Consider the following 12,210-nt stretch of genomic DNA (forward strand, 5'->3'; position numbering starts at 1 on the left):
CCTCGCCGTCTTGATGGCGCTCCCGGGCCGCGCGAGTTGCCACCCTCGGCCAGCTTCAATAAGAAGAATGAAAAGCGCCGGGAGGGCCGATCCTTAAGGATCGTCCGATCCGGCAAAAAACAAGGGGTGGCAATTCGCCTATGGAAGCCCGGTCCCACTATCCGACGGAAGGCAAAGGCAAATGGGTGCCGCCGGTCGAGGCCAGCAGCATCGTCAAACGCATTCATGCCATGCTGCACCCGCGCAACATTGTGCTGGTCGGCGCCACCGACAAACCGGGCAATTATGCCGAGCGCATCTGGAACAATCTGGTCAAATACGGCTTCCGGGGCGGCCTCTTTCCTCTCAACAGCCGGCGCGAAACCATCTGGGGCGTGCCTTGCTACAGGGATTTCGCAAGCCTGCCCGACAAGCCCGACCACGTGCTCGTGCTGGTGCCGGCGCGCTTTGCGGTCCAGGTCATCCGGGATGCCGCCGCGGCCGGCGCGCGCTCGGCCACGATCGTGACGTCCGGCTTCGCCGAATTGCAGGACGATGAAAGCCAGAGGCTTGCCGCCGAGCTGCAGCAGGCGATCAGGGAGACGGGCCTTGCCGTGACGGGCCCGAATTGTCTCGGCAATCTGAGCGCCGGCGAAAAGCTGTTCACCAACATCGACGACCGCGTGGTCACGATGGAGGCGGGTCCGGTTGCGATTGCCGGTCAGTCCGGTGCGATCGTGATGGCGATCCGTCAGGCTCTGGAAGATCGCGGGGTCGGCGTCGGCTATATGGTCACGACCGGAAACGAGGCCGGGCTCGAGACCACCGACCTGATGACTTATTTCGCGGCCGATCCTTCGGTTCGCGTGATCGTAGTCTATCTCGAAGGCGTGCGTAACACCGAGGCATTTCGCGAGGCCTGCAAGGCAGCGCGCAGGGCCGGCAAGCCGGTGATCGCGCTCAAGCTTGGGGCATCCGAAGGTGGACGCGCCGCGGCCATGGCCCATACCGGTGCGCTCGCCGGCTCGATCGAGACCTTTGACGCGATCTCGGCCCGCGAAGGCGTGATCCGCGCGCGCGGCCTGGACGAATTGATCGAGACCACCGAATGCTTCGTTCATGCCGACTTGCCCAAGGGTTCGCGCCTCGCTGCCGTGACCTTGTCCGGCGGCAAGCGCGGTCTCTTGATCGACGCGTTCACGTCGGCCGGCCTGAATTTCGCGCAATTGAGCCAAGCGGCTTCCGCAAAGCTTGCGAACATGCTTGGGCCCGGCTCGATCGTCGGCAATCCGCTCGATGCCGGATTTGCGGCCGTGGTCGATCCTTCCGTCTATATCGAATCGATCAGGATCATGATCGACGATCCTGACACCGACATCGTCATCATCGATTCCGAACTGCCGAAAGCGCCGCACGAATTGCGTGAACGCAATCTGCATCGCGTCAATGAGATGGCGTCGAAAGCGCACAAGCCGGTGATCTACATCTCGGCGATGTCGATCGGATTTACCGAGTTCATGAAGGGTTTGCGCAAATCGCTGCCGCATGTTGCCGTGCTGCAAGGTCTCGACCGCGCGGTCGGCGCGATCAAGGCGCTGATCGAATATTCCTCGCTGCGCAAGGAAGTGCCGGACATCGTGTCGAGCTCTTCCGCATCGGCACGCGCGACGCTGCAGCGGACGCTCGGGGACGCGCGTGGAGCCGCGCTCGATGAAATCGCTTCAAAGAAACTGTTGCAGGCTTACGGCATTCCCGTCTCGAAGGAAGATATTGCACGCAGTGCAGCGGAAGCGGTCAGGATCGCCAGGAAGATCGGCTTTCCCGTCGTTGCCAAGGTCGTCAGCGCCGAGATCCTGCACAAATCCGACATCGGTGGAGTCGTACTGAACATCGAAAGCCCGGCCGGCGTCCGCAAGGCTTTCAACCAGATCACGGCGCGGGTGAAGAGGCTGAAGAGCAAGCCGAAGCTCGAAGGCATCCTGATTGCACAGCAGGTCAGGGGCGAGCTTGAACTCGTCGTCGGCGCGGTGCTCGACGCCGAAATGGGGCCGGCCGTGATGTTCGGAACCGGCGGTGTCGATATCGAACTGATGAGGGACGTTGCGCTGGGCGGCGCCCCGCTCGATGCCGCCGAGGCCAAAGCGCTGATCGGCCGTACCAAGGCCGGCGTGAAGCTGCGCGGTTATCGCGGCAGGCCTGCGCTGCACGAAGCTTCAGTCGTGAAGGCACTGGTCGGCTTGTCCAACCTGATGGCGGATGCAAGCGGCCGGATCGCCTCGATCGACGTCAACCCGTTTCTTCTCAATGCCAAGACAGGCGTCGCCGTCGACGCCCTGATTGTCCTCAACAACGAAGCGGCCGAAAGCGCCGCTGGTCATTAACGCCAAAACGGGAGGATGCCATGCGAATGTTGCGGGCGATGATGGCGATGATTGCGATGGCCGTATCGAGCCCGGCGCTCGGGCAGGCACAGGCTCCCGGCTCCCCCTCTTCCTCCCCCCCGGCATCAACGACATCCTTTCCGGCATGGGCCTATCCATGGGCACCGGATTTCAAGATAGCGCCCGATGACGGCGTGCCACGACGCGTGCCCGACAGCAAGGCGAGTTTCACCATCACACAGGTGCGCGATTTGTTCTTTGTGCCGGACTGGCATCCGGAGGATCATTCTCGGATGCCGGATATCGTCGCAAACGGCAGGCGCCCGGACGTTCGGGCGTGCGGCTCATGTCATCGTGCGGAAGGGACGGGCGGGCCGGAGAACGCCTCGCTGGCCGGCCTGCCCGCCGCCTACATCGTCCAGCAGATCGAGGACTACAAGAGCGGCGTGCGGAAATTCGCAGGTCCGCAGCGAAGTCCGAGCGTGCTGATGACGACGATCGCCAAAGCCACCACCACGGAGGAAGCCGAGGCCGCGGCGGCCTATTTCTCGTCGCTCAAGCCAAGGGCAAACATCGAGGTGATCGAAACCGACACCGTGCCGCCGACCGAGATCGCTCGCGTCTTCTATATGGTTTCGAAAAGTGGAGGCAGCGAGCCGATCGGCCAGCGAATCGTCGAAGTCCCAGTGGATGTCGATCAATTCGAGCTGCGCGATACGCGCTCGAAATTCAAGGCCTGGGTGCCGAAGGGCAGCATCGCCAAAGGCGAAGCGCTCGCCAAGAACGGGGGATCGGGGGTCACCACGCCTTGCGCCACCTGCCACGGCGAGAACCTTCGGGGCCTGGCTGCCGTTCCCGGAATTGCCGGACGCTCGCCGAGCTACCTCGTACGTCAGCTTTACGATTTCCAGCAGCACGCGCGTACCGGAAGCATGGCCGCGCTCATGGCACCGGTGGTCGAAAAACTGTCGCATGACGACATGATTTCGCTCGCGGCTTACGTTGCGTCCCTGCAACCGTAACGGAAACTGAAGGGGAAAGGCCCCGTTTCCACGCCTCGAAGCATGACGTCCGCGCTTTGCTCCATCGAGAGCGCAGCACTCGTGGACAAGGCGCTCGCCTCATGCGCCGCTCGCCTCATGCGCGGTAGGCAGTCTTGCCCGTGCCGCGGTAGAGCACGCGAACCTGCTCTTCGGAAACTTCCTGGTGAAACGCCAGCGCTTCGGGCTCGAGATCGCGTTTGGGCACGTGCGCGGGCAGGAAGTGACGGTACTCATCCTTGCCGCGAACCAGCGTCGCCCAGTCCCGCGCTCCCACCGCCTGTCGCAAATGCGTCGGGATGTAGCGGATCGCAAGGCCAATGCGCCGGTCGTCGGAGCGGTTCGGCTCGGAGCCGTGAAACAACAGCACGTGGTGAAGCGAGGCCTGGCCCGGCATCAACTCGACATAAACGGCCTCGGCCTCGTCGACCTCGACCGCGATCTCCTGGCCGCGGGTGAGCAAATTGTTCTTGTCGAATGTATCCTCGTGCCGGACCTGCTTCTGGTGGGTGCCGGCAATGAACTTCATGCAACCGGAAATCTTGTTGCTGGGCGAGATCGCAATCCACACCGTGGCCACTTCGGAAGAACTCAGTCCCCAATAGGTGGCGTCCTGATGCCAGGAGACAAAGCCAGGGTCGCGCGCCTCCTTGATGAAGAAACTCGTGTTCCAGCACAGGATATTCGGGCCGAGCACATCCTCGACGACATCGAGGATTTTCGGATGACGTATCATCTCGTCGATCCAGGTGAAGAGCACGTGGCTGCGATGGCGCATCTCGGCCTTGATCGGCCCGCCGCTTTGGGTCTCATAGTTCTCGAGCTTGCGCCGAAATTCGGCGACCTCGCTTGAATCGAGCGCAGGAATCGGAAAATGGAAGCCACGATGGCGATAGGCCGCGACCTGATCCGTGCTAAGCAACTTGGGCATGGCTTCCGCCAAAATCCTTTTTGTTGTCTTTCATCCAGAGGCAAGCATCCGAGCAAGCGTGACCTTGCCCTCCCGTACTGTCAAGAAGTGGTAAAGTGCGGCCGCTTTGCCCCTGACAGGCTCGGCAGCCGAGCGTCAACGCCGAAGTTGGTCTTCCGCCGGATTTGCTTTGCCCGTACAATCCGCAACGAAACGGCACACGCCCTCTCAACCGCCTAACCCGCCGAATCCTGCAATGAAAGTACGGGCCAGCAACCTGATGATCGGGACCACGACGCTCGCGGTGATCGCGGCGGCATTCGTCGGCTTTCTCGGGTTCCGAAAAATTCACACTGTCCAGCAACACTCGCCATTGCGCATCGTCTTTGAGGGGTCCGCCAGCGGCCTTCGCAAGGGCGGCAGTGTCAATTTCGACGGCGTCCAGGTTGGGCAAATCCTCTCGCTGAAGCTCGACAACCCCCGCAAGGTGGTCGCCTTTGTCATGGTCGACAAGAGCGCCCCGATCCGCACCGACACGGTTGTCGGCCTCGAGTTTCAGGGCCTTACAGGCCTTGCGGCGATATCGCTGACCGGTGGCGACGCAACCGCACCCGCCATACCGCCTGATGCAGACGGCATTCCGACACTGACCGCCGACTTGAGTGAAATCCAGTCGATAAGGGACACTTTGCACAATGTGGACCGGGTCCTCGTCGGCAACCAGGCCACGATCAAGGATGCGCTCATGGGTTTCGAGACCTATAGCGCGTCGCTGGCGAGCAAGGGCGAGGCCATCGAGGAAGCGGTGAGCAAGGCCGACAGCGCTTTCGCAGGCTTCAACAACGCGGTGACAAGGGCCGACAACCTCATGCCCGGACTTGCCGAGGGAAAAGCCGATGAACTCTTCGAGAAGCTGAAGGAGATTCGAGAATTTGCCGGCACTTTCAACAGGAAGTCGGCGATCGTGATCGAGGAAGGCCGGCGCACGCTTCTCGACATCAGTCAGTCGGCGGTCAAGGTGACGCGCAAATTCGACCCTCAGGCCAGCGAAGGCGAAACTCCGCCGCCACCGAGAAAGCCAAACCCGAAGCGCCAGTGAGGCGCCCCGTTCATCAAGAAAAGGCACGCCCACGCACCATCGACCGGGTTCCAGTGCAAAACCTGTAAAATTTTATCGGAACCCGATTCAGTTCCAGGACGCGGCCAAAAAAGCGGCGTGATGATCGGTTCGAAGGGATCATCAACAAAGATCAAAAAATTTTAACGCGCTGCTGGAACCAATGTTCCCTCGCGGAATTGGTTTTGTTCGGCCGAATTCGAACCGGCTAACATTCTGTCATTTCTATGGTATTTTGCTTGCGTCGCGACCCTTCGCACGATTTGATCGTGCGAAAACATGACGAGCGGATGCGCTTGAGCATGGCGCACCTTTGCTCCCGAGGGGAATCTCATGACTGATCTTGGCTCCGCTTCGCCATCCGCTCGCCGTCGCTCCAAGGCCAAGCCGTACACCAATGGAAAGCCGGATCCTTCCCAGGAATTGCTTCAGGCACTGCAGGCGATGCGAAGCGGCGATTTCTCCGTGCGCATGACCGGCAATCACCTCGGCATCGACGGCAAGATCGCCGACACCTTCAACGAGATCGTCGCCGCCAATCAGCGGATGGCACAGCAACTCGAGCGGGTCGGCCAGGTGGTCGGCCGCGAAGGAAAGACGCGCCAGCGCCTCAAGTTCGGCCTGGCCTCCGGCTCGTGGGCGGACATGGAAAACTCGGTCAATACCCTGATCGATGACCTGCTCTGGCCTACGCGCGAAGTGACGCGCGCGGTCGCCGCCGTGGCACAAGGCGACCTGTTGCAGACGGTGAAACTGGACGTCGACGGCCGCCCGCTGGGCGGCGAATTCCTGCAGTCGGCCACCATCGTCAACACGATGATCAAGCAGCTCGGCGTCTTCACCTCGGAAGTCACGCGCGTGGCGCGCGAGGTCGGCACCGAAGGCAAGCTCGGCGGCCAGGCGCAAGTCCCCGAAGTGACCGGCGTCTGGAAAGACCTCACCGAGAGCGTCAACTCCATGGCCAACAACCTCACCGGCCAGGTTCGCAACATCGCCGAAGTCACCATCGCGGTCGCCAACGGCGACCTCTCCAAGAAGATCACCGTCGACGTGCGCGGCGAAATCCTTCAGCTGAAGGAAGCCATCAACACCATGGTCGACCAGCTTCGCTCCTTTGCTTCCGAAGTCACCCGCGTGGCGCGCGAAGTCGGCACCGACGGCAAGCTCGGCGGTCAGGCGATCGTGCCCGGCGTAGCCGGCACCTGGAAGGACCTCACCGACTCCGTGAACGCGATGTGCGGCAACCTGACCGCGCAGGTCCGTAATATCGCCAACGTCACCACCGCGGTGGCGCGCGGCGACCTGTCGCGCAAGATCACGGTCGACGTGCGCGGCGAAATTCTGGAGCTCAAGGACACCATCAACACCATGGTGGACCAGCTCAATTCGTTTGCGTCGGAAGTCACGCGCGTGGCGCGCGAGGTCGGCACCGAAGGCAAGCTCGGCGGCCAGGCCCAGGTTCCGGGCGTCGCCGGCACCTGGAAAGACCTCACCGACAACGTCAACTTCATGGCGAGCAATCTGACCGCGCAGGTCCGTAACATCGCCGATGTCGCGACCGCGATCGCGGGCGGCGACCTTTCCAAGAAGATCACCGTGAACGTGTCGGGCGAAATCCTTCAGCTGAAGGAAACGCTCAATACCATGGTCGACCAGCTCAACGCCTTTGCCGGCGAAGTGACGCGCGTGGCGCGCGAAGTCGGCACCGAAGGCCGGCTGGGCGGCCAGGCCAACGTGCTCGGCGTCGCCGGCACCTGGAAGGACCTGACCGAGAGCGTCAACTCGATGGCCTCGAACCTGACCGCGCAGGTCCGCAACATCGCCGAGGTGACGACGGCCGTGGCCAACGGCGACCTGTCGAAAAAGATCACGGTCGACGTGCGCGGCGAAATTCTCGAACTGAAAGACACCATCAACACCATGGTGGACCAGCTCAACGCCTTCGCCTCGGAAGTCACCCGCGTGGCGCGCGAAGTCGGCACCGAAGGCAAGCTCGGCGGCCAGGCGCTGGTGCGCGGCGTTGGAGGCACCTGGAAGGACCTCACCGACAGCGTCAACTCGATGGCCTCTAACCTGACCGGACAGGTCCGCAACATCGCCGAAGTCGCGACCGCGGTGGCGAAGGGCGACCTGTCGAAGAAGATCACCGTGAACGTGTCGGGCGAAATCCTCCAATTGAAGGAAACGCTCAACACCATGGTGGACCAGCTCAACGCCTTTGCTTCCGAAGTGACGCGCGTGGCGCGCGAGGTCGGCACCGACGGCAAGCTCGGCGGCCAGGCCCAGGTGACCGGTGTGGCCGGCACCTGGAAGGACCTCACCGACAGCGTGAACTCGATGGCCGGCAATTTGACCGCCCAGGTCCGCAACATCGCCGAAGTCGCGACCGCGATTGCCGGCGGCGACCTCTCGCGCAAGATCACGGTCGACGTGCGCGGCGAAATCCTGCAATTGAAGGAAACCCTCAACACCATGGTCGACCAGCTCAACCGCTTCGCCGGTGAGGTGACGCGCGTGGCGCGCGAGGTCGGCACCGAAGGCCGCCTCGGCGGTCAGGCCAACGTGCCGGGTGTTGCCGGTACCTGGAAAGACCTCACCGACAGCGTGAACTCGATGGCGGGCAATCTGACCGCGCAGGTCCGCAACATTGCCGAAGTGACGACGGCCGTGGCGCGCGGCGACCTGTCGCGCAAGATTACCGTGGACGTGAAGGGCGAAATTCTCGAACTGAAGAACACCATCAACACGATGGTGGACCAGCTCAACGCCTTTGCTTCGGAAGTGACGCGCGTGGCGCGCGAGGTCGGCACCGAGGGCAAGCTCGGCGGCCAGGCCGAAGTGCCCGAAGTCGCCGGCACCTGGAAGGACCTGACCGACAATGTCAACTTCATGGCGTCGAACCTGACCGCACAGGTTCGCAACATCGCCGAAGTCGCAACCGCAATCGCCGGCGGCGACCTGTCGAAGAAGATTACGGTCGACGTGCGCGGCGAAATCCTGCTGCTCAAGGACACCCTGAACACGATGGTCGAGCAGCTGCGCTCGTTCGCTGCCGAAGTGACGCGCGTGGCGCGCGAGGTCGGCACCGAGGGCCGACTGGGCGGCCAGGCCGTGGTGCCCGGCGTCGGCGGCACGTGGAAAGATTTGACCGACAACGTCAATCTGCTCGCGGCCAACCTGACGACCCAGGTCCGCAACATCGCCGAAGTCACGACCGCGGTGGCGCGCGGCGATCTGTCGCGCAAGATCACGGTGGACGTGAAGGGCGAAATTCTCGAGCTCAAGAACACCATCAACACGATGGTGGACCAGCTCAACGCCTTTGCCGGCGAAGTCACGCGCGTGGCGCGCGAGGTCGGCACCGAAGGCAAGCTCGGCGGACAGGCGCAAGTGCCGGGCGTCGCCGGCACCTGGAAGGACCTGACCGACACCGTGAATTTCATGGCCGCCAACCTGACCGAGCAGGTGCGCGGCATCGTCAAGGTCGTGACCGCGGTCGCCAACGGCGAGCTCAAGCAGAACCTCACCGTGAAATCGAAGGGCGAGGTTGCGGCCCTTGCCGAAACCATCAACAATATGACCGAAACGCTGGCGACCTTTGCCGATCAGGTGACGAGCGTCGCGCGCGAGGTGGGCGTCGAGGGCCGCCTCGGCGGCCAGGCCAACGTGCCCGGCGCGGCCGGCACCTGGAAGGACTTGACGGGCAACGTCAACCTGCTGGCGGCCAATTTGACCTCCCAGGTCCGTGCGATCGCGGAAGTCGCGACCGCCGTCACCAAGGGTGACCTGACCCGCTCGATTCAGGTCGATGCCCGCGGCGAAGTCGCGGAGCTGAAGGACAACATCAATACGATGATCACCAACCTCCGGCTCACCACCGACGTCAACACCGAGCAGGACTGGCTGAAGACCAACCTCGCCCGATTCACCAACATGCTGCAGGGGCAGCGCGATTTGACGACGGTCGGCCGGCTGCTGCTCACCGAGCTGACGCCGCTGGTGAACGCGCATATGGGCGTGATCTATCAGGTCGAAAACGAGGACAGCCCGCAGATGCGGCTGCTCGCGTCCTATGCCGGCGACGGCATCATGCCGCGTCCGCAGATCGTGCAGTTTGGCGAAGGCCTGATCGGCCAATGCGCGGCGGACAGGCGGCAGCGGTTGGTGTCGGAAATTCCGCATGACGCGATTCCGGTGAATTCGGCCCTGCTGCGGATCGTGCCGAAAAATCTCGTCGTGCTTCCCGTGCTGTTCGAAAACCAGGTCAAGGCGGTCATCGAACTGGCCTCGCTCGGTGCCTTCACGACCTCGCAGATGACGTTCCTCGAACAGCTCACCGACTCCATCGGCATCGTGCTGAACTCGATCGAGGCGACGATGCAGACGGAGGGATTGTTGAAGCAATCCCAGCAGCTTGCCGGAGAGCTGCAAACCCAGCAAAAGGAGCTTCAGCAGACCAACGAACAGCTCGAGCAGAAGGCGCAGCAGCTTGCCGAGCGCAACGTCGAAGTGGAGCGCAAGAACCAGGAAATCGAGCAGGCGCGGCGCGCGCTCGAGGAAAAGGCCACCGAGCTTTCGCTCACCTCCAAGTACAAGTCGGAATTTTTGGCCAACATGTCGCACGAGCTGCGGACGCCGCTCAATAGCATCCTGATCCTGGGCCAGCAGCTCACCGAGAACCCCGACGGCAATCTCACGCCCAAGCAGGTCGAATTCGCGCGCACCATTCACGGCGCGGGCACGGACCTGTTGAACCTGATCAGCGACATCCTCGACCTGTCGAAGATCGAATCCGGCACCGTGACCGTCGATGCCGAGGAAATCCCGACGACCAACCTTCTCGAAACGGTCGGGCGTCCGTTCCGCCACGAGGCGGAAAACCGGCAATTGTCGTTCGAGATCGCGCTCGATCCGAATCTCGCACGCAGCGTCAACACCGACTCCAAGCGGCTGCAGCAAGTGCTGAAGAATCTGCTGTCGAACGCGTTCAAGTTCACGGCCGAAGGCGGCGTTCGCCTCAGCGTTTCGGTGGCCGCGCGCGGCTGGAGCGCCGACCACCCCGTTCTCAGCCATTCGCCCACCGTCATCGCTTTCGAAGTGTCCGATACCGGCATCGGCATTCCGCAGGACAAGCAGAAGCTGATCTTCGAGGCCTTCCAGCAGGCCGACGCCGGCACCAGCCGGAAATACGGCGGCACCGGTCTCGGGCTTGCCATCAGCCGCGAGCTTGCCAATCTTCTCGGCGGCGAAATCCACCTGCAGAGCACGCCCGGCAAGGGCAGCGTCTTCACGCTCTATCTGCCCCTGAAATATTCCGGACCGTCGGTGGCTCCGCGGTCGATCATGTCGGCGCAATATGCCGTAGCACCGGCGTTGCAGGTGGCAACGCCGGAGCGCGTGCTCGAACAGATTCCCGACGACCGACTCAATCTCGAACCGGGAGACACCATCCTGCTGATCGTCGAAGACGACCCGCACTATGCCCGCGTGCTGGTGGATCTTGCGCACGACAAGGGATTCAAGGTCCTGGTTGCCGCGCGCGGGGCGGAGGCGCTGGAACTTGCCAAGCAATACCAGCCGACCGCCGTGTCGCTCGACGTGTTCCTGCCCGACATGCTCGGCTGGACCGTATTGAGCCAGCTCAAACACAACCCGCTGACGCGGCACATTCCGGTTCAGATCATCACGCTGGACGAAGATCGCCAGCACGCGCTGGCGCGAGGCGCGTTCTCCTTCGTCAACAAGCCGACCACCAGCGAAGGGGTGAGCGAGGCGCTGTCCCAGATCAAGGAATACGCAAAACCCCGCCGCAAGCGTCTCCTGATCGTGGAGGACAATGAGGCGGAACAGATGAGTATCCGCGAACTGCTCGATCACGACGACATCGAGATCATCACGACCGAGACCGGCGCGGGCGCGCTTTCGACCCTGCGCGAGACTCCATGCGATTGCGTCGTGCTCGATTTGCGACTGCCCGACATGAGCGGATTCGAGGTTCTGGATTCGATCCGCAATGATGAGGCGTTGTCCGACGTGCCGGTCGTGGTTTTCACCGGCCGCGAGCTTTCGGTCGAGGAGGACGCCGAGCTTCACACCATGGCGCGAAGCATCGTGGTGAAAGGCGTGGAGTCGCCGGAGCGCCTGCTGGACGAAACCTCGCTGTTCCTGCATCGCGTGATCACGGAACTGCCGATCGAGAAACAGCGCATGCTGGAGAAACTCAACAGTTCCGACGAAGACCTCGTCGGCCAGACCGCGCTGTTGGTGGACGACGACGCCCGCAACATTTTCGCGCTTTCCAGCGTGCTGGAGCGGCGCGGCATGAAGGTGCTGACCGCCACCACCGGCAGCGAGGCGGTGTCGATCGTGGAGTCCGATCCCAATGTGGCCATCGTCTTGATGGACATCATGATGCCGGGGATGGATGGCTATGAGACGATGGAGGCCATCCGGGCCAACCCGGCTTTCCGCCGGCTGCCGATCATCGCCCTGACCGCCAAGGCCATGAAGGGCGACCGGGAAAAATGCCTGGAGGCCGGCGCCTCCGACTACCTCGCCAAGCCTGTCAACACCGAACAGCTGCTGTCCGCCCTGCGGATGTGGCTGCACCGCTGAGCGGCCCGCCCGTGGCGTCCAAACCCTATCCGGTCAATATCCTGCTGGTCGACGACCAGCCGGCCAAGCTGCTCAGCTATGAGGTGATCCTGGCCGAGTTGGGCGAGACGTTGATCAAGGCCTCCTCGGCGCGCGAAGCCCTGTCTCTGCTGCTCAGGCACGACATCG

5 protein-coding genes are annotated in these 12,210 nt (G+C 62.7%); 4 read left to right on the forward strand and 1 reads right to left on the reverse strand.

What is annotated here, in order from left to right; all coding sequences use genetic code 11:
• The first annotated feature begins 140 nt into the window (after window positions 1-140).
• Window positions 141-2,360, forward strand: a complete 2,220-nt coding sequence (locus VNX23_RS13775) for an acetate--CoA ligase family protein (RefSeq protein ID WP_325630808.1) — start codon at window positions 141-143, stop codon at window positions 2,358-2,360.
• A gap of 20 nt (window positions 2,361-2,380) precedes the next feature.
• Window positions 2,381-3,382, forward strand: a complete 1,002-nt coding sequence (locus tag VNX23_RS13780; RefSeq protein WP_325630810.1) for a c-type cytochrome — start codon at window positions 2,381-2,383, stop codon at window positions 3,380-3,382.
• Between the two features lie 115 nt (window positions 3,383-3,497).
• On the opposite strand, the gene VNX23_RS13785 is transcribed toward VNX23_RS13780, so the two are convergent.
• Window positions 3,498-4,331 carry a phytanoyl-CoA dioxygenase family protein gene (locus VNX23_RS13785; protein ID WP_325630811.1) on the reverse strand — a complete coding sequence of 278 codons (834 nt, stop codon included), beginning with the start codon at window positions 4,329-4,331 and terminating at the stop codon, window positions 3,498-3,500.
• 235 nt (window positions 4,332-4,566) lie between these two features.
• On the opposite strand from VNX23_RS13785, the gene VNX23_RS13790 reads away from it, so the two are divergent.
• Both VNX23_RS13790 and VNX23_RS13795 read left to right on the forward strand, forming a co-directional pair.
• A complete protein-coding gene (locus tag VNX23_RS13790; RefSeq protein WP_325630813.1) occupies window positions 4,567-5,409 on the forward strand; it encodes an MlaD family protein in 843 nt (280 codons plus the stop codon).
• A gap of 351 nt (window positions 5,410-5,760) precedes the next feature.
• On the forward strand, window positions 5,761-12,042 hold the full coding sequence (locus VNX23_RS13795; protein ID WP_325630814.1) for a HAMP domain-containing protein: 6,282 nt from the start codon (window positions 5,761-5,763) through the stop codon (window positions 12,040-12,042).
• The last annotated feature ends 168 nt before the right edge of the window (window positions 12,043-12,210 follow it).

This window comes from Bradyrhizobium sp., from assembly GCF_035570375.1.
Taxonomy (GTDB): domain Bacteria; phylum Pseudomonadota; class Alphaproteobacteria; order Rhizobiales; family Xanthobacteraceae; genus Bradyrhizobium.